Raw genomic sequence first — 19923 nt, 5'->3', positions numbered from 1 at the left:
GGTATTTACGCCGACATTGCCAGCGGTATTAAAAGCACTACGAGAAAAGAATTTGACCGGATGATCAAGGACTGCAAAAATGGAAAGATCGATATCATCTTTACAAAATCCATCAGTCGGTTTTCACGAGACACACTCGATTTTTTAGTCGCTATACGAAAGCTAAAAGAAATCGGCGTTGATGTTTGTTTTCAAAATGAAGGAATAACGTTAACAGAACAGGAAGGAGAATTTATGATGACAGTATTTGAAGCAGTAGCACAGCAGGAAAGTGTAAACAAAAGCGAACATATCAAATGGGGGTTACAGACTGGTTTTAGAGCCGGTACTTCCAAGCTCGCAAACCGCGTTTGTTACGGTTATCAAAAAGATGAGAACGGCGAGTTGGTTATATGTCAGGAACAAGCCGAAGTAGTTTGTTTGATTTTTGATTTATATCTCGGCGGGAACAGTTTATCCGGAATATCAAAAGAATTGCGCAGCAGAAGAATCCCGTCTCCAACGGGAAAAGATAAATGGACGTCGTGCGCTATTGATAAGATTCTTTCCAACGAGAAATACATCGGAGATGTCATGCTGCAAAAGACGTTTCGTAAAAACGTGTTCACCGATAAGCAAACGCGGAATAAAGGTGAGAAAGCACGCTATGTATATGAGAACAATCATGTCGGAATCATTGACAAGACAACTTTTGAAAAAGTGCAGGAAGAAAAACAACGCAGAAGCAATACCGTGTGTTTAGACAACGGCGAAGCAGACAGAAAACACGGACGATTCAGCTCCGGCAATACTTTGTCAGGCAAAATACAATGCTGCGAGTGCGGAAGAAACTACCGCCGTATCAAAACGCGCAAAGGCGAAATCATTTGGCGTTGCGCCGGACAGGTAGAGCGTACGTCCGGCTGTCAGTCGCGTACCATCAAACAGTCGGAGATTGACGAGTACACAAGGTCAATACTGCAAATATATAAAGAAACAATTGATACCAAAAGTTTGATTGAAAAGATCGTGGTTGATAAAAACGCTTTTAAGATTATCGTTGATTCAACAGTATTATCTTGACAAACAGTTACCATCGAAATTCGACTTGTTCTGCGAAATGTTCCGCTGATCAATTTCTATTCAAAGTATATTGACAGACTAATAATTATTAGTTATAATAAAGCTAATGATTATTAGTCTTTTGCTTTGGAGGATATGATGACAACAAGAGATCGAATACTGAATGAAGCTCTGACGCTGTTTGCCGAGAATGGCTACGACGGAACGAGTGTGGAAGAAATCGCCGAGAAGGTCGGAATCAAGGCGCCGTCGCTGTACAATCATTTCAAGGGCAAGGAGGATATTTTGAACGCGCTGATTGATATGGCGGAAGCGCGATATGAGGAATTCTTCGGCTCGGACAAGCATTTCGGTAAGCTGCCCGAGAGCAAAGAGGAATTTATACAAACGTCGATACAAAAGATTTCTTTTACCATGAACGATCCGATGATCCGCAAAATGCGCAAATTCCTTGTGCGCGAGCAATTCAGAAATGAACGTTTTGCGGAGATCACCACAAAGCATCAGCTCAACGGAATCCAAGGAATGTATACGAAGATCATCGAAGGTATGATGAACGAAGGCTTGTTCAAAAAAGATGATCCCGAGCTGCTCGCGACCGAGGTAACAGCGCCTGTCGCTCTCTGGATCGCAAAAGCTGACAGGCAGCCGCAATGCGGGCAGGAAAGTATGGAAAAGATCGAAAGGCATATCCGTCATTTCTGTGACGTGTATATGAATGAATAAAATTGGAGGTAAACTATGCGATTAGACGGTTTTGGAATATTGGTAAATGATATGGGCAGAATGATTCGTTTTTACAGGGATGTGCTCGGCTTTGAGATAAAAGAGGCTGAGGACACGAAAAACGTATATCTTATCAAGGACGGAACGCTGTTCCTGCTTTACGCAGAAAAGACTTTGAAAAAATGACGAACCGAAAATATAACTACACGAGCGGTCTCAACGGTCACTTTGAGCTGGCTTTGTATGTCGATACCTTTGAGGAAGTCGACGCTTCCTTCAAAGCAGCTGTTGAAAACGGCGCCGAACCCGTGATGGAGCCGACGACAGAACCTTGGGGACAGCGCACCTGTTATATCGCCGACCCGGAGGGAAATCTGATAGAGATCGGCTCTTGGGATAAGCCGTATGAAATAAGGGAACCTCTAAAATGATCAGGAGATAAAAGAGATGTTAAGAATTGAAGGATTAACGAAAACCTATGGGGAAAAGAAAGCGGTGGACGAGCTTTCGCTGCACATCCGCCCGGGCGAGATATACGGCTTTATCGGGCACAACGGCGCGGGCAAGACCACTACGCTTAAAAGCGTCGCCGGGATACTCGGCTTTGACAAGGGAGAGATCTTCATCAACGGAAGCTCGATTATGAAAAATCCGGTGGAATGTAAACGACAGCTCGCCTATATTCCCGACAATCCCGATCTGTACGACTTTATGAGCGGTATCAAATATCTGAATTTTGTCGCGGATATCTTCGGCGTATCCTCCGAGGAACGTCAGGATAGGATACGAAAATACGCCGATGTCTTTGAACTGACAAAGGATCTGGCGCAGCCGATCTCCTCCTATTCGCACGGCATGAAGCAAAAGCTGGCGGTGATCTCCGCGTGGATCCATTCGCCGAGGCTGATCATCATGGACGAGCCCTTTGTCGGTCTCGATCCGAAAGCCGCGTTCAAGCTCAAAGAGATGATGCGCGAGCACTGCGACAACGGCGGCGCGATATTTTTCTCGACTCATGTGCTGGAGGTCGCCGAAAAGCTCTGCGACAAGGTCGCCATTATCAAGCAGGGCAGGCTGATCAAATCAGGTACGATGGAAGAGGTCAGAGGCGACGAGAGCCTCGAGGAAGTCTTTCTGGAACTGGAGGCGGAGTAAATGCTGAAGGTGCTGTTGAAAAAGCAGATGACAGAGGTTTTCCGAGGCTATTTTTACAACCGCAAAACCAACAAGGCGCGGTCAAAGGCTAACCAAATCGTTCTGTTTAGTCTCTTCGCGTTTTTGATGGTCGGAGTCCTCGGCGGCAGCTTTACTGCCGTTGCCTTAGGCGTATGCTTCGGATTGACCTCCGCAGGTATGGGGTGGCTGTACTTTGTGCTGATGAGCGGTATCGCCGTTGTTCTCGGCGCGTTCGGCAGCGTATTCAACACCTATTCGGGGCTGTATCTGCCGAAGGATAACGACCTGCTGCTATCCATGCCGATACCGGTCAGGACTATCATTGTTTCAAGACTGCTGAACGTGTACCTGCTCGGCGCGATGTACTCGGGCGTTGTGATGCTGCCGACGCTGATCGTCTACTGGGTGATCGTCGGCGCTGCGATACAGAATGTGATATGCGGAATCGTCCTGTTCCTTATCATAACGATCATCGTGCTGATACTCTCCTGCCTGCTCGGCTGGATCGTCGCCAAAATCAGCTTGAAGCTGAAAAACAAGAGCTTTATCGTCGTGCTGATCGCGCTCGCGTGTATCGGCGGCTACTATTTTATCTATTTCAAGGCGCAGATATGGATCAGGGAGCTTGTCGCCAACGCCTCGGTTTACGGAACAAATGTCAAGGACTCTGCCTACGGCTTGTATTTGTTCGGCAGGATCGGAGAGGGAGATTTGATCGCGACGGCGATATTCGCCGCGGCGACAGCTCTCCTGCTTGCGCTTACGATATTCATTTTGTCGCGCGGATTCCTCAAGCTCGCGACCTCGACGGCGAGCGTCGGCAAGGTAAAGTATCACGAGAAAACCGTGAAAGAAAAATCGGTGTTCGGCGCGCTGCTGACAAAGGAATTTGCGCGCTTCACCACCAGTCCGAACTATATGCTCAACTGCGGGCTGGGCGTACTGCTCCTGCCCGTCCTCAGCGTTTTTCTGCTGATCAAAGGCGCGGATATACTCACGATGCTCACAACGGCTTTAGGCGACAGAACGAACCTTGCCGCACTGCTGCTCTGCGCTGCGCTGATGCTGGCTTCCACCATGAACGATATGGCAACGCCTTCGGTTTCTCTCGAGGGAAAAAACATATGGATCCCGCAGTCGATGCCGGTTGAAGCCAAAACCGTGCTGAAAGCGAAAACCGCTATGCAGCTGATTTTAACGCTGATCCCCATGCTGTTTGCGGTCATATGCGCCGCGGTCGTTCTGCAGGCTTCCGTCGCGGAAAAGCTCATGATCTGCGTTTTGCCGCTGATCTTCACGGTGTTTTCAGCTGTGTTCGGATGCTATATCGGAGTGATGCATCCGGTCATGGTATGGACGACTGACATTATCCCGATCAAGCAGAGTGGAGCGGTGGCGATCTCGTTGTTCGGCGGCTGGGGCTTTGTCGCCTTGTTCGCCTTACCGTATTTGCTGATTGGACAGATCATCGGTCTTGTGCCGTATCTGATTTTCTGGGCAGTCATCTATACAACCGCGTCCGCACTGTTATATCGCAGGCTGATCACTAAGGGAGCCGAAGTTTTTTCAAGATTGTAAAAAAAGGAGCTATTATGGAGTTATTTACGGAAAGATTGATTTTGCGTCCGTGGAACGAGTCGGACGCCGAGAGCTTATATGAATACGCAAAGGATGACCGCGTCAGTCCGATTGCCGGATGGCCGGTACATACGAGCGTGGAGAACAGCCGCGAGATCATCAAAAGCGTTCTGTCCGCTCCCGAGACCTACGCCGTTTGTCTGAAAGACGACAACAGGGCGATCGGCAGTGTCGGGCTGAAGATCGGCAACCAAAGCAATTTGGATTTGACGGATACCGAGGGAACGATCGGCTACTGGATCGGCGTGCCGTTCTGGGGACAGGGCTTGATTCCCGAGGCAACAAGAGAGATCATCCGTCACGCCTTTGAGGATCTAAGCCTTGAAACTCTTTGGTGCGCTTATTTCGACGGCAACGAAAAGTCGCGGCGCGCTATGGAAAAATGCGGCTTCACCTACCACCATACCAACAAAGACATCTACTGGCAGCTGACGGACGATATCCGAACGGAGCATATCACACGGCTGACAAAAGAAGAGTATTTGGAGAATCGGTAAAATGAAAACTGTCATTATTCACGGTCAGAGCCACAAGGGCTCAACATATCATATCGCGCGCATATTAGCGGACAAAATCGGCGGGGAGATAACCGAGTTCTTTCTGCCGCGCGATTTCGGAGAATTCTGTTGCGGATGTACACAGTGCTTTGTAAAGGATGAGAAGAAATGCCCTCATTACGAAAAGCTCGCTCCGATCACCGAAGCGATCGACAACGCTGATGTAATTATTCTCGCAAGCCCCGTATATGTGTATCACGCAACAGGCGCAATGAAAGCGTTTTTGGATCACTACGGCTGGCGCTGGATGGTTCACCGTCCCGAAGAAAAAATGTTCAAAAAACAGGGCGTCTGTATTTCCACTGCCGCTGGCGGGGGAATGAAATCCACCAATAAAGATATGGCTGACAGCCTTTTCTACTGGGGCGTTGCCAAAGTTTATAAATACGGGATCGGCGTGGCGGCTATTGACTGGAACAAAGTAAGCGACAAAAAGAAATCCTCAATAGAAAACGCTACGGATTCTGTAGCAAGGAAAATCATTAAACGAAACGGCAAAGTAAAACCAAGCTTTAAAACAAAGGGATTCTTTCTCCTGATGCACTTTTTACAGAAAAAGGGTTGGAATGAAGCGGACGTGAAGTATTGGAAAGAAAAGGGTTGGACTGAAAAGAAACGTCCGTGGAGATAAAAACGATAGCCGTGATCAACTTGCCGAACGGGATAACACTTCTCAGAATACTGTGCAGCCTCGTGCTGCTGTTCTGTATGCCCTTGTCGCTGCCGTTCTATGTACTCTACGCAGCCGCCGGATTATCCGATATCTTAGACGGTTTTATCGCACGGAAAACAAATACCGCAACCCAATTCGGCGCGAAGCTCGATACCTTTGCAGATATCATTTTTACCGCAGTCGCTTTGATAAAGATTCTGCCGATCCTTAAACTGCCTGTGTGGGTAATAGCGTGGGTCGGCGTGATCGCGCTGATAAAGCTTGTCAATCTCGTGATCGGATTCGTCCGCCGTCACACGCTGACAGCGGTTCATTCCGTTATCAATAAGGTCACGGGAGCGTTGCTGTTTATACTCCCCTTTACGATTCCAATCATCAACATACGATACACGGCTCCGCTTGTCTGCATTGTCGCGATAGTCGCGGCGATCACGGAAAGCCGTACAATACTGAATACAATCCGCACAGGAGAAAACCATGAATGATAAAGCTCTTGTCGTTATCGACTTACAAAATGATATTACAAAAAACTATAGGAACATCATTGAAAAAGTGAATACAGCCATCCTTTGGGCACAGTCGGTCGGGATGCACATCATCTATATCAAGCACAACAACATCACCGCCGGTACGCGCACCCTCAAGCCCGGCACAAAGGGCGCGGAGTTGGTGCCGGAACTAAACGTAGTGTCGAACAATATCTTTGTCAAGACAAAAAGCAACTCTTTGACGAGCGAGGCGTTCCGCGATTTTATCAAGGCGAACGGAATCGATGAATTCTACATCTGCGGAGCGGACGCGACCGCCTGCGTGAAATCCACCTGCTACAATATGACAAAGGCGGGCTATACCGTCCATGTCCTTTCCGACTGCGTTACAAGTTATGATCTCAAAAAGATAGACGAAATGATCGCTTACTACGCAAGCAAAGGCTGTGAGGTGAAAACGCTTGATGAAACGATCAGTCAGGCAACTGACAAATAAAAAAATACCGAGCGCCCTGCCGCTGGTGTGGAAGGTGTTCGATGAATATGAGGCGGTGAACTATCCGACGTCGGGTACGCAGGCGTTTTGGAACGCGATCCACGACGAGGGCTTTCTGTCGCAGCTCTCCGCTTATGGCGCGTTTGACGGCGAAAAGCTTATTGGGATACTTGCTTTAAAGAACGAGGGCAGCCATATCGCGCTGTTCTTTGTAGATGGCGCGTATCACCGTCAGGGAGTTGGCAGGCTGCTTTGGGATACTTTTCCCGCCGAGAGCGACAAGGATGAGATCACGGTCAACTCATCACTGTACGCGGTCGGGATATATGAAAAGCTCGGCTTCATCAAAACCGCCGAAGCGCAGACAGAAAGCGGTATCCAATTCGTGCCGATGGTATTCAAAAAGCCAAAAACGGAGGAAAGAAAATGACGGATTATGAAAACTCGATCAGAGCGATGATAGACTTGTTCGGCAGAGATTATCAGTTCGCTCTGTCTACCGACAAAAACAACATACCGTCTTCGCGTTATGTCGATACTTACTTTGACGGGGAGAGCTTTTATGTCGTGACCTACGGGCTGTCGAAAAAGGCGGCTGAGATTGCGGATAATCCCAACGTGTCTCTCTGCTGTTCGAGAATGCACGCATTCAGCGGCAAGGCATACAATATCGGTCATCCTTTAATTCCCGAAAACGCAGGAATCCGCAGCGCGTTGACAAAAGCTTTTGAGCCGTGGTATTTCAAGCACAACAATGAAGCGGATGAAAATATGTGCTACATCCGCATTGACCCAACCGCCGGTTTTTTTCACAAGGACGGCACCGGATATAAGATAGACTTTACCGAAAAAACAGTCAAAACATTTCCGTTTACGTTCGATACAGTGTTGACGGAAGAATCTTAGATTCAGGAGGACAAATCATGGATGTAACTTATGAAAAGAAAAACGCGATGACATTTATCGGCTATCACACAGAGATTCGACCCAATGAAGGCTATGTAAAATGCCCGGAATTCTGGGAAAAGGAATACAACCAAAAGTACGCCCGCCTTTGGCAGACGATGAAACCCGAAACGCCGGTCGAGGAAGCGATATTAGCGAATAATATCGGTATGTTTGCCATTTGTACGGAGTCCGAAAACGGTTTTGATTATTGGATTGCGGGACTGTATCAGGGCGGCGAAGTTCCCGAGGGGCTGGAGCTTTATTCATTCCCCGAAAGCCGCTGGGCAGTATTCAGCGCAAAAGGTCCTATGCCCGAAGCATTGCAAACACTGAACACATACGTTTGGCAGGAGTGGTTCCCAAATGAAGGGCAGAAGTTTCAGGCAAACGGTATGGCCACGCTCGAAGTGTATTCCGCAGGCGATCCGCAGTCACCCGACTACGAGTGCGGCATCTGGGTACCGGTGAAAAAGATATGAAAATCCATCAACTGAAAATTGATTTTAATGTAACGGAGCGCGTCAGGCGGTTTGTATACGTTTATATTATCGAAGCAGAGAATTGCTATTTGATAGACTCCGGCGTATTCGGTTGTCAAAAGCAAATCGTCGATTATTTGGCAAAAATCGGACGAAAACCCGAAGACGTAAAAGGTGTTTTTCTAACGCACGCCCACCCCGATCATATCGGGTCAGCCGCTTGGTGGCAGGAGCATACCGACTGCAAAATATACGCGAGCGAGGGTGAAAAGCTATGGATAGAGGATATCGATCTGCAATTCAAAGAAAGGCCGATCCCGAATTTTTATCAGCTGGCAGGCAAATCCTCTCGTGTTGACGTGACCGTGAAAGACGGAGATATCATCGACTTGGAGCCGGATTTGAAAATCAAGGCGATCCGCACAGCGGGTCATTCTTCGGATTGCTTCTCTTATCTTGCAGAAAACGCTTTGTTTATCGGAGACGCCGTTCCCGTGAAGGGAGATATCCCGATTTTCATTGACGAAGCGGAAACGCGCAAGACCTTGAACATCATCGGTGAAATACCGAATGTTACCGTTTATTATCCCGCTTGGGATAAAACCTATGATTATAAAACGATGAGAATTAAGCTTAACGAAGCAGAAGAACTGATCGACGTTTTGAAAAACACAGTAACAAGCTGTGACAACGACAGCGAGATCACGGAGCTTGTTGATCAAGTTTGCGACAATTTGAATATGCCGATGCTAAAAGAAAACCCGCTGTTTGCGAGAACAGTCGAATGTTTGAGAGAAGGGCAATTATGAGCTGTTACTTTTTGATTGATACATACATTGACGAAGAACGCGGCAGAGGGCTTTACGACGACTATATCGCAAAGGTCAAGCCGATTGTCGAAAGCTACAGCGGCGAGTACCTTTTGCGGTCGGAAAAGGTCAGCTCATTGAGCCCGCAAAGAACTCCACAAAGAGTTATCGTTATTCGCTTCCCCAACCGCGAAAAATTGGAAGCCTGCTTTGGGTCGGAGCAATACAAAGCGATCGCGTTTGAGCGAGCTGAAAGCGTTGACGCGCGGGCGATCATCGTTGAAGAATAGAAAAGGAGTGATTGTCATGCCTTTTGACTACAAAAAAGAATACAGGGAATTCTATATGCCGAAGAACAAGCCGTCCATTGTTACCGTGCCGCCGATGAACTATATCGCGGTGCGCGGAGAGGGCGATCCAAACGCGGAGGACGGCGCATATAAGCAGGCGATCGGTCTGCTGTACGGTATCGCATACACCATTAAAATGAGCAAAAAGGGCGATCACCAAATTGACGGTTACTTCGACTATGTCGTGCCGCCGCTCGAAGGCTTTTGGTGGCAGGACGGCAGTGCGGACATCGACTATGCCCATAAAGAGAGCTTCAAATGGATATCCGTTATCCGCCTGCCCGATTTCGTGACAAAAGCGGATTGTGACTGGGCGATCGAAGAAGCGACAAGGAAGAAGAAAACCGATTTTTCAAAGGTCGAGTTTTTCACTTACGACGAGGGCTTGTGCGTGCAGTGTATGCACATCGGTTCTTATGACGACGAACCCGCAACCGTTGCGCTTATGCACGAATATGCGGAAAGTCAAGGGTATGCGCTTGACATCACCGACGTGCGGATGCACCACGAGATATATCTCAGCGACGCGCGAAAGGTCGCTCCCGAAAAGCTGAAAACCGTGATTCGGCACCCGATCAAAAAAGCGTGAAAAGAGGTAAATCATGCCAAAAGAAATTGATCCGAAAGACAGTTCGAGAGCAACGGCGTATAAGCTTTGGATGAAAGCGCCGAACCCGATGGTGACTTTTTTCAAAACGCTCGACGTGACAAATCTGCTTACAGTCAGCTGGAAGAAAAATCTGAAATTCAATATGCTGCTTTGTTATTGTATTGCGAAAGCTGCTGTCGGCATTGAGGAATTCTACACGCTCCCTGTCGGCGAAAAGCTGCTTCAATATGATACGGTCGCCGTCAGCGTGATTGTGAGCAACAAGCTTGGGGAGATCAATTACTGCGATATTCCTTACGCGGCAGATTTGGATTTATTTAATCACAATTATCTTGAAAACACCTCTTGGGTCATCGAGAATTGTGATAACAAGGACTTGTCTGACAACAATATGGTCATCGGCACCTCGGCAGTCATTGAAACCGAACTTGACGGCGTCATCGGCATGAATAGCGGTATCTTCAACAATCCATTCATCAGTTGGGGCAGATACCGAAAAAAAGATTTGCGGTATGAGTTGCCGATTTCATTTCAGTTCCACCATACGCAGATGGATGGCTCTCACGCGGGAAGCTTCTTGGAAAACCTGCAAAAGGAAATCAACAAAGTGTTAAGTGTAACAAATTAGACTAAAACGGAAGTTGTAAGACAGTTGGGAGAAGTGAGATGTATATTGTCAAAGCAGAAGAAAATCAGGTAGAAAAAATCGTGGAGATGTCGATCAGAGCTTTTGAAACAGATGTAAATGTCGGCGGCACAAAAGGTGATTGTCCTCCCGGATTTGATTCGGTAGAATGGCATAAACAAATGGCTCGGGAGGGACATTTGTATCAGGCAATGATAGAAAAAGATTTGGTCGGGGCAGCCATTATATTCTATGATGAAACAAAAAACAGCGTATACATTGGCAGGATATTTATTGACAGCATCTATCATAGAAAAGGTTACGGAATTCGTCTGATGGAATGCATAGAAAAGAATTTCCCATGTGCTGCTGAGTTTGATTTAGATACCCCATGTTGGAATGAGCGGACAAATGCTTTTTACAAAAAATTAGGCTATCGTATTATAAAGGTTGAGGATGGATTTGTCTTTTACCGGAAAAAGAAAAGCGAACAGACGCAATAGCAGATTTCATCTCCAAATTGACGGCAGAAGCACGAAAGGAATATGGAGACCGGTACGGCAAGATTTTCCGTAGCACATAAGAGGGCTGTTCACTACACTGAATTTACGGCGATGGTGGAGCTGGCATTTAAATTCGGAGCTGGGAAAGCTTAAGCGAAAAAGGCAATGGCTATTAACAGATGCCGGTAAATTTATACCGTAATCCGATTTGTGAGAATTATCAAGTCAACGGATTAATCCGTGTAATCATCATCCTTCAGTAGCGCACGTCAGTTATGGGATTGCTGCCATTCGGCAAGAGTTCACGGTTAGGCCATAGTTTTGTGGTGCAAAGCTCTGTAATAATGCCAATACGCACTTGACAAAAGAACCGGAAAACTATAATATTATAATAGCGAATCAAGGTTTAGGAAAGATTGAGTTATATGTCCGCGAAGATTATACTCGTAACTGACAATTGCCGAAGGGCAGGTAACAAACATGGGTTCACTACCCCACAGCGGTTTTGAGAAAATTCATCTTTTTTGCCTATCCTTGACAAACAAGTATTGGACGAACACCTACTTTTTCAGCGGCGGATTTGCCGTGAGATGTGTTCTCTGATACACAAAACAGAACGCCGTTTCAGTGTAAAAGCTGGAACGGCGTTTTTCTGTTTTTAAAAGATTTTTTATCCACACATTCGATTTTTGGGTAAGCTCCGATTATAATGAAATTATCAAAATGAAACGGAGGTAAACACAATGAGAAATCCAAAATATCATATCTATCTAACGCCCGATGAACGGCGCACGGTCATCAACAGTCTGATTGATTTGAGGAATGACCTCATCTCACGTGGCAAGTACACCGACATCATTGACGAGCTGTTAATCAAGCTCACAAAAGCAAGAACTAAGAGAATTAAGGTTAAGGAGGTCTAAATTATGGCTATGTGTTCTATTTTCATATGTTCACCTCCGCAAATTCCGATTTGAATTTGAAATAATCTATGGTTATTATAGCATATCATAGGTTGTTAGTAAAGTCCTCCAAAAGCCTGATAAACAGTGTATTTATCGCAGTTTGCTCACTTTATGCGGACATAGGATTTCACATTTTATTATATCGTTCCCGAAGGCTCGCAAGGGCAAAGTTAAGGGAAAGAAAAACTGATAATAGGTTATAGCAAAATGTGGCAATCGGGGTGCTGTGATATATGTGCGAATATATTTTTGGAGGATTCTATAATGAAACACAATTTTGAAATTAGCTATACACAACAGGGCGATTATCTTCTGCCCGACCTGAGATTACCCGAACAGCCGAAGGTTGAGATTGGAATATGGGGCAAACGGCATTTACGCTACATCAAGCAGCACCACAAAGTCCGGTCTCACAATCGATATCGAGGCTTAAAGCAAGGCTCCCCGCCGCCCGTGATGGCAGTGTGGGAGCCTTGGCCTTTCTCTGCATGAACACCTTATTTTTCGTTTACAGCAATCCAGATTTCTCCCGCATAGTTAGGATCATCCGTTTTATCAGACGGATATACCTCGATCTCTACACCTGCGGCATATTCGTACCGGTCGCTGCTTGGGAAGAAATCACTGACGATCTTCCTGTATGTCTCGATGAAGGTTTCTGGCATTTTTCCCTTGAACGGGAATACCGCGTAGGTATACTCCGGGAGCTCAATAACCTCAAGATCTCCATCCACCGGTGCTCCATTATACTCTGCACCGATTCCATACGGGAACACGTCTCCGTTCGTTTCCAGCGAGAAGCAGATTCCGAGGAGCCCGGCCAGTCTCGGCTTTTCAGGGATATAACCGCAGATCTTCTGCATCGTTCCGTCCTGTCCGCACTTTGTCCAGAAGCCTGTAATGTCAGGCGTTCCTGCGCCGGTTTCGGGTTTGTGAACAGCTTCTCTTTTGCAGATCACCTTAATCGCACCCGGTTTCTCAATTCGATAATCCATTTCAGTTCCTCCTGTCAGAATGAGTTTTACAGACAGTCTGGAAAAGGATTTGACCGTGCCGCCTTTTCTGGCTTCAGTCGGTGTAATGCCATGGAATCGTGAAAAGGCGCGGGTAAAGCTCTCTGGCGTTTCATACCCATACTTGAGCGCAATATCGATCACTTTCTCATCGCTGTGAACAAGCTCATCCGCTGCCAGCGAAAGACGTCTCATACGGATATAGTCGCCAAGGGTAAAACCACACATGATGCTGAATACTCTCTGAAAGTGAAACGAAGACGAATAGGCCTCTTTCGCCACCGCGTCATAGTCGATTTCTTCTGTCAGATGTGCCTCCGTATAATCGAGCGCTCTTTGTATGCCTTTGATCCAGTCCAAATCCAGTCCCTCCTGTCTTACGGGCTCTATTCTAACAGGGATAATCAGCAGCTTCCTGACTCTGAATGCTGACTGATGTCAGTTTATGCTGCCCGCAATACGCAGGAGCATACCTCATAAAATGTTATCGGTCGAAGACGATACTTCTGATTTGACCTGTTTCCACGGTCTTGCTTTACCGATCCAGCCGTTCTCATTCCAATACTTAAAGTCGGTGTATTCGGGATTCTGTTTACCGAGGCTCGTCTGAAGCATTCTTACCATATAGAACTTAGCTTTCACGATAACATTTGTATGACCAGGTTTATCATAATTGATGGCTTGCATTTTTCGTGCGACGCTGCTCAGCTTCTTTTGGAAGGATGCTTTCCTCTTATCCTCGATCATGTTCCAGTCAATTTCAGACATCAGCTTGAAACTTACGACTTTAATGGTCGAAATGCCCCACCAGGAAAGGCTGTCCTTAATATCTTTTGCGGTGGACTTTCCGCCTGCTCCGAGACACTGGGTGATGATTACCGCACGCTTTCCGAACATTTCCTTTGCAGGACGATGTGGCATCCATCGATAGCCGAAATGATCCAGCATTGCCTTCATTGCGCCGGTTGTATGGAAAACATATGCCGGTGATGTAAAAACAAGCAGATCCGCTTCCCGCAGGGACTTCTCGATCTTCTGCACCTTTTCGGCGTCCTTACAGCGATTCGGATCATTCCTGAAACACGCAGTACATCCCGTGCAGAATCCCGGACCGTCCTTGGGAAGATAATACTCCGTAATCTCCGCACTATCTCTAAATGGTTCTAAGAACATTTCTTTCATTCTGTATGTCACACCGTGTTTTTCGGTTCCGTTGATAACTGTGATCTTCATTTGACCTTCCTCCGCGATTTCTTCTTATTATCTTGAATGACTTTTTCATCTCTTGCATACAGCCTGTTAAACTGCCGGATATGCGCTTCCATTGTTTTGAGCGCCTCTGCCTCACGTTCTGGCTCTCGATCACATATGGTCAGCAGCATATAAATCGGAGCGTAAAAATGCAATGTCATAATCTCTACATTCTCCGCTTGCAAAACACCTGCGGAAACCATCAGTCCAAAAAGCATCCCCTGATAGGAAAGCGGATCATCCACATACTGTTTCATGTATACGTCCGCCAGTTTCTTAGCATGAAACTGCTCGATGGTAAGCATCTTACGAAACCGCCTTGTGTAGTCATCGTGTAAGAAATAAAGAAATAAATTGTTGCCGAGAGTTATCAATTGCTCTTCCGATATATGCTTATAGATTTCAGCGTCCACCACAGCGTCCGCCCCGTTGATCTGTAACGCGCCTGCTTCCTCCAAAAAACGCCTGTTCATCTCTTCGATAATTGCATCGAAGATAGCCTGCTTGCTTTTATAATGTTTGTAAAGGGATGGAGCCTTAATGCCGACCCTCTCTGCAATATCTGCAACAAAAACATTTGCATAGCCCTTTTCGGAAAACAGCGTCAGTGCTTCATCCAGTATTCTGTGTTTGGTATCCATCTCGTTTCCTCTTGCTACATGCTTTTCAGGTTTGTAATATTGGCACGCTAAATTTGGCTAATTTGAATTAGCTTTATTATAGGCTAATTTGAATTAGCTGTCAAGAGTAAAAAATGACGGCCAGCAAAACAAAGCTCTACCAGCCATCATCATCTTATCGCTCCGTCACATCAGTGATACGTATCATTTTATCGTATTATTAGGCCTTCGCCGTATTGTATTTTATCCAAATCAATCTGTAACGCCCAAACGCGCAAAGCAATGAAATTTACCCTACTTATCAAGAATCTATCCCCAAAGAGTGCATAAACAATGCGTTTTGAAGCCTAAAAGCGTTACATACCCTCAATCAGAATACAGAAAAAAATACAGCCGACGGAGCTTTGATTTGAAACCTCCGTCGGCTTTGTCTCGCTATCTTTCAATGTCTTGGGAATGGCGGTTGTGGGTGCGGCGTTGCTTGCTCTCCGCTTGAAGCTGTCTGAGCCTGTTTCTCACGCTCTGTTTTTCGGGTGGTGGAGATTGCCTTTTGGGAGCTTTGTTTGATTTCACCTTGCGCTCCCAGTCGGACAGGTCACGGCGGTATTGCTCGACGATCTCGGTTGCTTTTTTGAAAGCGGCGATAAATACCTCTGCATCGGGGTAGCCGTCGTCTTGTAATATCGTCGGGATTGCGTTCAGTTTGGCGGCGATTGTTTTCTCCATCTGCTGAATCTTCTGCTCCAATGCCTTGCGCTCCTTGCCCTTGAACAGACCTTTTGTTTCGGCAAGCTGCGATTGCAGCTTTGACAGCTCCACGTCTTGCAGTCGGCAAATCGCCGCCGCTTCGTTCTGCACCTTTATCATCAGCTTTTGCATAACACGGTATTCGTCCATATCGACGCTCAGCACAGGCTTGGGCGGCAACTGCTGTGTGCGAATCATATCCCGTAACAGTTCCTTTGCCTTGTTGACAATCGAGCGGAACAGCTTCGGAAACCAACCGTTTTGTTTAATGGATTCACTTGTTCTCTCTTGAATCTCCTCCTTTTTCACGGCGAGGATTTTGACTTCCTCGATACCCGACACCAGCGCCAAATCAGCGGTGCGGTTCCATTCCTGCCTAGCGGCGTTATCTGCTTCAATCTCCGCCGCTCTCGGATTGTTTTTGCCGATTTTCTTGGTCGGCAGATAGACGCTCTCGCTCTCGAACACCTTTAGCTTGTGTTCCGGATCGGCAACTTCCTTGTTGATAAGGTCGGTGTAAAACGTCTTGACCTCCTGCAAGAACGGCTCGCCCTTGAATTGCTTGTCCTTGACGGTAAACATATGCTGCTCGTAAACCTCACCCTTTTTGATAATCTTGCAACCGTTGCGGAGCTTGCCGCTCTCGTCCAAAACTTCTTTCTTGGTACGGACACGCTTGCCCTGTTCGCTGTAAAAGAGATTGCGTGAAGCGGTCTTGATTTCGGGGTGCTCCAACAATCTGCGCTCGCTGAATATCAGGTGAATATGGTAGTTGGTCTTGCGCTTGTTGTGATGAAGCGCCGAGATGCACTCCACATTGTAGCGTTTGCGAAATTCGTCCGTGAAGCTCTCCAACACTTGCTGAGGATTGAGCCTTGTATATACTTCGGGAAGCGCAATAATCAGCTCCCTTGCTTCAATGCATTTTCCCTCAACATTACTGCGCTTGAACTCAATTTGAGCCTCTTTAGCAAGGGCAGACCAAAACGCCGAATCGGCGGTTTGATAGGTGGCGTAAAGATTCTCCTGCCGTGCGTGGCTGGTGATATAGTTGATTCTTCCTTTGACATTAGACAGCTTCGACATTTGGATAAAGCTGTGTCGTGTCATATTACTCCTATCTGTTTACGCCGCCCTCAGCTCCCCGCAGGGGCGAAATACCCCTTGCATAAATTCCGTGAATTTGTGCAAGAGGTGTATTTCGCTCTCAGTCGCCGAGGGCTCTTTATTTACTCTACCTTGCGGACTTCGCTCTGATTCAAAAGGTTTCTGCCCTGATTGGCGGTCATAAATCTATCCAGTGTATCGCTGCGAATAATCTTCTTGCGACCTACCAAAAGCACAGGCAGCTTGCCCCAGCTAATGAGCTTGCGCATAGTATTTCTTCCGATTCCGCTGACTTCGGCGGCTTCGTCAATTGTCATACCTATTTTAGATGTGCTCGTTTCGTTCACCTCCCCGTTTAGATTGCAAATTGCAACTTTATTATTATCATTATACTTAAAATAATATCGTTTGTCAACTCATATTGCAACTCGTTTTTAAATATTTTTGAAAATATACGAAAAATAGGTTGCAAAATAAATATGTTTATGCTATAATAGTAGTCAAGAGGAGATGAGTATCGTGAAAAGCAATAAACCATTCACTCCAAAACAGGTCGGCGAACGCATTAAGGAACGCCGAACGGAGTTAAATCTGTCAATGCCTGAGCTTGGCAGACGCGTCAGCGTCAACAAATCGACCATTCAGCGATATGAAGCAGACGGCGTTGATCCGAAACGGACAATGGTTATCAATGGTCTGGCACAGGCGTTGCTGACAACTCCCGAATGGCTGACAGGGCTTTCCGACGAGAAGGAATACAGTAACTATACTGTCTGTCAGATGTCTTTGGAAAAGCACATCAAGGCATATCTGGAAACAGTGACTTCTGCTGTTGACGGCGAGCCGAGACAGGAAATGCTGACAACCTTTCTCGGTCAGATTATCGACCTCTACGCAATTCTGACAAAATACTTTGCCCTCTCAATGGAGAAGGTCAATCAGGCAGCAGAGGACGAAGGCTTGAAGGAGTCGATACGAAAATATGCTATCAATATCGGCTCTATCACCGAACAGGTTTATCAAAAAGAAATGCAAATACCTGTTGACGATATCAAAAAATATCTCGACGGCATACTTCACTTATACGACGAGGGCAGAACAAAAACGTCAATGCCCGAACTCTTCGGAATGGTTGAGCAAGCCGAACAGAAACTGCTCGACAAACAAAATTCCGTGGCACCTTGAAAAGTAAAAACGCCGACTGACTTTCAAAATCAATCGGCAAAGAATAACTATTGTTAGCGCACAACATATATCACAGCGCCGATTGCCACGGATAGAAAGGAGAAAACATATCAATGGCAAAAGGCTCTGTAAGAAAGAAAGGTAAAAAGTGGTACTACCGCTTTTATGTAGAAAATGAAAGCGGTAAGTTGGTACAACGTGAATTTGTCGGCACGGAAAGCAAGAGCGAAACCGAAGCTATGCTCCGCAAGGCGATGGAGGACTACGAGGAAAAGAAATTCGTAGCCAAGTCCGAAAACATCACCGTCGGGGATTTGCTCGATATATGGGTTGAAGAAGAATTAAAGCCCGGCAATCTGAGCAACGGTACGGTGATGTCGTATGTGGGTACGGTGACACGAATCAAAAAGCACCCGATAGCACAGCGAAAACTGAAAACAGTGACAGCCGACCATTTGCAAGCGTATATGGATATGCTCAGCTTCGGCGGCAAGAATCCCGACGGCACAACGGCAAAGGCTCTGAGCAAGGGCTACATACGGTTGTTCTCGGCAGTCCTGCAAGGAGCATTTCGGTTTGCGGTTTTTCCGAAAAAACTGATTACGTTCAATCCAATGCAGTACGTTGTCTGGCGGCAAAAGAAAAATGTCATAGAGCTGTTCTCGGACGTGAACGAAGCGGCAACGCCGACGGTTACTCATAAGCAGTATTTGAAACTGACGGAGTATCTGAAAGCGAAACAAAATCCCGCTCTGCTCCCGATACAAATAGCATACTACACGGGCTTGCGAATCGGCGAGGTATGCGGTTTGACGTGGAGCGACATCAACCTTGACGAGCAGTATCTCACGGTAAGGCGCAGTCTCCGCTACAACGGCGACAGGCACAAGTTTGAAATCGGCACGACAAAGCGGAATAAAACCCGCACGGTGGATTTCTGCGATACACTGGCAAATATCCTGCGGCAAGCAAAAGCGGAGCAGGAGAAAAACGCAAAGGACTACGGCGAGCTATACAGCCGCAACTTTTACGTTGAGGTTACAGAGAAAGACCGCCAATATTATGAGGTCTATTCTCTGTCAAGCACCGAGGAAGTCCCCGACAGTTACAAGCCAATCAATCTTGTGTGTTTGCGACCTGACGGAACCTATGAATCACCAAGTACAGTGGGGACAGTATGCAGGGCAATCCGAAAAAAGGTTGAAGGATTGGAGAATTTCCACTTTCATATGCTCCGCCACACGTTCACAAGCAATCTGCTGTCAGGCGGCGCAGCGCCAAAGGACGTACAGGAGCTGCTCGGACATTCCGACGTCAGTACCACAATGAACATTTACGCTCACGCTTCAAGAGAAGCAAAGCGCACCTCAGCCCGACTGCTTGACAAGGTGGTCGGTGAATAAAAAACTTTCCCTTGTTTGTCCTCATAAGGGCAAAAACAAGGGAAAGCGAGCATAATTTGAGTATGAGCTGCGGTATTTAGCTGATAAATACTGGGATTTGAGAGGAAAATTCAGATAAATTCTGATTTATCTCATTTACTATTATAGCAATCGCAGGCAGCCCTTTTTACGAGGTTGCCTGTTCTTTTATGCCCTGAAACGAATCGCAAACTACGATTTTCTCCTGTTTTCTATATAATATAGGTAAGATAAACAATCGCATATTTTAATGAATTTGACCTTGATGGATTCGTTTTCATCAAGGTCTTTTTTTGTTTGACGGATAGACAAAATCAGGCTGAAATGATATAATGATGAAAAGATAAATCGGAAATAAGGAGAGGATTTAAATGACACACGAAGAAAAAGCGTTATCCTATTTCAAAGATAAATTTCATTGCTCACAGTCTGTTCTTGCCGCATATGCCGACGAGCTCGGATTAACGGAAGAAC

25 protein-coding genes and 1 pseudogene are annotated in these 19923 nt (G+C 46.4%); 21 read left to right on the top strand and 5 right to left on the bottom strand.

Annotation, left to right across the window (positions count from 1 at the left end):
* From JKK62_RS09830 to JKK62_RS09740, 19 genes and pseudogenes are all read left to right on the top strand, one after another.
* On the top strand, positions 1-1062 hold a 1062-nt coding region (locus JKK62_RS09830), incomplete at its 5' end, for a recombinase family protein (protein ID WP_201427742.1).
* A 135-nt stretch (positions 1063-1197) separates the two neighbouring features.
* Positions 1198-1788, top strand: coding sequence for a TetR/AcrR family transcriptional regulator (locus JKK62_RS17800; protein ID WP_207752167.1), 591 nt, complete (start codon positions 1198-1200; stop codon positions 1786-1788).
* A 15-nt stretch (positions 1789-1803) separates the two neighbouring features.
* A pseudogene (locus JKK62_RS09820) lies at positions 1804-2219 on the top strand (VOC family protein).
* Between the two features lie 16 nt (positions 2220-2235).
* A complete protein-coding gene (locus JKK62_RS09815; protein WP_201427740.1) occupies positions 2236-2943 on the top strand; it encodes an ABC transporter ATP-binding protein in 708 nt (235 codons plus the stop codon).
* Positions 2944-4542, top strand: coding sequence for a permease-like membrane multi-spanning protein (locus tag JKK62_RS09810; protein WP_201427739.1), 1599 nt, complete (start codon positions 2944-2946; stop codon positions 4540-4542). It begins immediately after the preceding gene.
* Positions 4543-4556: 14 nt separating this feature from the next.
* Positions 4557-5099 carry a GNAT family N-acetyltransferase gene (locus JKK62_RS09805; protein ID WP_201427738.1) on the top strand — a complete coding sequence of 181 codons (543 nt, stop codon included), beginning with the start codon at positions 4557-4559 and terminating at the stop codon, positions 5097-5099.
* Position 5100: 1 nt separating this feature from the next.
* A complete protein-coding gene (locus JKK62_RS09800; RefSeq protein WP_201427737.1) occupies positions 5101-5790 on the top strand; it encodes a flavodoxin family protein in 690 nt (229 codons plus the stop codon).
* Positions 5781-6317, top strand: a complete 537-nt coding sequence (locus tag JKK62_RS09795; RefSeq protein ID WP_366503303.1) for a CDP-alcohol phosphatidyltransferase family protein — start codon at positions 5781-5783, stop codon at positions 6315-6317. The genes JKK62_RS09800 and JKK62_RS09795 overlap by 10 nt, the downstream gene beginning before the upstream one ends.
* Positions 6310-6816 carry a cysteine hydrolase family protein gene (locus JKK62_RS09790; protein WP_201427736.1) on the top strand — a complete coding sequence of 169 codons (507 nt, stop codon included), beginning with the start codon at positions 6310-6312 and terminating at the stop codon, positions 6814-6816. The genes JKK62_RS09795 and JKK62_RS09790 overlap by 8 nt, the downstream gene beginning before the upstream one ends.
* The gene (locus tag JKK62_RS09785) at positions 6785-7246 is read left to right on the top strand and encodes a GNAT family N-acetyltransferase (RefSeq protein ID WP_201427735.1); all 462 of its coding nucleotides are present in this window, start codon (positions 6785-6787) and stop codon (positions 7244-7246) included. Before JKK62_RS09790 ends, JKK62_RS09785 begins: the two co-directional genes overlap by 32 nt.
* Positions 7243-7722 (top strand): pyridoxamine 5'-phosphate oxidase family protein, encoded by a 480-nt coding sequence (locus JKK62_RS09780; protein ID WP_201427734.1) that lies wholly within the window; start codon positions 7243-7245, stop codon positions 7720-7722. The genes JKK62_RS09785 and JKK62_RS09780 overlap by 4 nt, the downstream gene beginning before the upstream one ends.
* 17 nt (positions 7723-7739) lie before the next feature.
* Positions 7740-8243 (top strand): GyrI-like domain-containing protein, encoded by a 504-nt coding sequence (locus JKK62_RS09775; RefSeq protein ID WP_201427733.1) that lies wholly within the window; start codon positions 7740-7742, stop codon positions 8241-8243.
* Positions 8240-9052, top strand: a complete 813-nt coding sequence (locus tag JKK62_RS09770; RefSeq protein ID WP_201427732.1) for an MBL fold metallo-hydrolase — start codon at positions 8240-8242, stop codon at positions 9050-9052. The genes JKK62_RS09775 and JKK62_RS09770 overlap by 4 nt, the downstream gene beginning before the upstream one ends.
* Positions 9049-9342 carry a DUF1330 domain-containing protein gene (locus tag JKK62_RS09765; RefSeq protein ID WP_201427731.1) on the top strand — a complete coding sequence of 98 codons (294 nt, stop codon included), beginning with the start codon at positions 9049-9051 and terminating at the stop codon, positions 9340-9342. The genes JKK62_RS09770 and JKK62_RS09765 overlap by 4 nt, the downstream gene beginning before the upstream one ends.
* 16 nt (positions 9343-9358) lie before the next feature.
* Positions 9359-9991, top strand: a complete 633-nt coding sequence (locus tag JKK62_RS09760) for a GyrI-like domain-containing protein (protein ID WP_201427730.1) — start codon at positions 9359-9361, stop codon at positions 9989-9991.
* 13 nt (positions 9992-10004) lie between these two features.
* A complete protein-coding gene (locus JKK62_RS09755) occupies positions 10005-10640 on the top strand; it encodes a CatA-like O-acetyltransferase, family 2 (protein WP_201427729.1) in 636 nt (211 codons plus the stop codon).
* 38 nt (positions 10641-10678) lie between these two features.
* On the top strand, positions 10679-11140 hold the full coding sequence (locus JKK62_RS09750) for a GNAT family N-acetyltransferase (RefSeq protein ID WP_201427728.1): 462 nt from the start codon (positions 10679-10681) through the stop codon (positions 11138-11140).
* Positions 11141-11883: 743 nt separating this feature from the next.
* Positions 11884-12063 (top strand): hypothetical protein, encoded by a 180-nt coding sequence (locus JKK62_RS09745; protein WP_201427727.1) that lies wholly within the window; start codon positions 11884-11886, stop codon positions 12061-12063.
* A 249-nt stretch (positions 12064-12312) separates the two neighbouring features.
* Positions 12313-12597 carry a TnpV protein gene (locus JKK62_RS09740; RefSeq protein ID WP_366503299.1) on the top strand — a complete coding sequence of 95 codons (285 nt, stop codon included), beginning with the start codon at positions 12313-12315 and terminating at the stop codon, positions 12595-12597.
* Between the two features lie 5 nt (positions 12598-12602).
* On the opposite strand, the gene JKK62_RS09735 is transcribed toward JKK62_RS09740, so the two are convergent.
* The 5 genes from JKK62_RS09735 to JKK62_RS09715 all read right to left on the bottom strand — a co-directional run bounded on the left by JKK62_RS09735 (position 12603) and on the right by JKK62_RS09715 (position 17160).
* The gene (locus tag JKK62_RS09735) at positions 12603-13478 is read right to left on the bottom strand and encodes an AraC family transcriptional regulator (RefSeq protein ID WP_201427725.1); all 876 of its coding nucleotides are present in this window, start codon (positions 13476-13478) and stop codon (positions 12603-12605) included.
* A gap of 114 nt (positions 13479-13592) precedes the next feature.
* Entirely contained in the window at positions 13593-14351 is a 759-nt protein-coding gene (locus tag JKK62_RS09730; RefSeq protein WP_201427724.1) for a flavodoxin family protein, read from the bottom strand.
* Positions 14348-15010: a TetR/AcrR family transcriptional regulator gene (locus JKK62_RS09725; protein ID WP_201427723.1), complete on the bottom strand. Its 663-nt coding sequence runs from the start codon at positions 15008-15010 to the stop codon at positions 14348-14350. The genes JKK62_RS09730 and JKK62_RS09725 overlap by 4 nt, the downstream gene beginning before the upstream one ends.
* Before the next feature lie 414 nt (positions 15011-15424).
* Positions 15425-16822, bottom strand: coding sequence for a MobA/MobL family protein (locus JKK62_RS09720; RefSeq protein ID WP_366503296.1), 1398 nt, complete (start codon positions 16820-16822; stop codon positions 15425-15427).
* Positions 16823-16965: 143 nt separating this feature from the next.
* Positions 16966-17160, bottom strand: coding sequence for a helix-turn-helix domain-containing protein (locus JKK62_RS09715; protein WP_201427721.1), 195 nt, complete (start codon positions 17158-17160; stop codon positions 16966-16968).
* A 193-nt stretch (positions 17161-17353) separates the two neighbouring features.
* Here JKK62_RS09715 and JKK62_RS09710 point away from each other — a divergent pair, with 193 nt between their 5' ends.
* Positions 17354-18028 carry a helix-turn-helix domain-containing protein gene (locus tag JKK62_RS09710; RefSeq protein ID WP_201427720.1) on the top strand — a complete coding sequence of 225 codons (675 nt, stop codon included), beginning with the start codon at positions 17354-17356 and terminating at the stop codon, positions 18026-18028.
* 113 nt (positions 18029-18141) lie between these two features.
* Positions 18142-19431, top strand: a complete 1290-nt coding sequence (locus tag JKK62_RS09705) for a tyrosine-type recombinase/integrase (protein ID WP_201427719.1) — start codon at positions 18142-18144, stop codon at positions 19429-19431.
* The last annotated feature ends 492 nt before the right edge of the window (positions 19432-19923 follow it).

Source organism: Ruminococcus difficilis (assembly GCF_016680995.1).
Note: the sequence above shows the minus strand (reverse complement) of the source record. Positions and strands in the feature narration are given on the sequence as shown.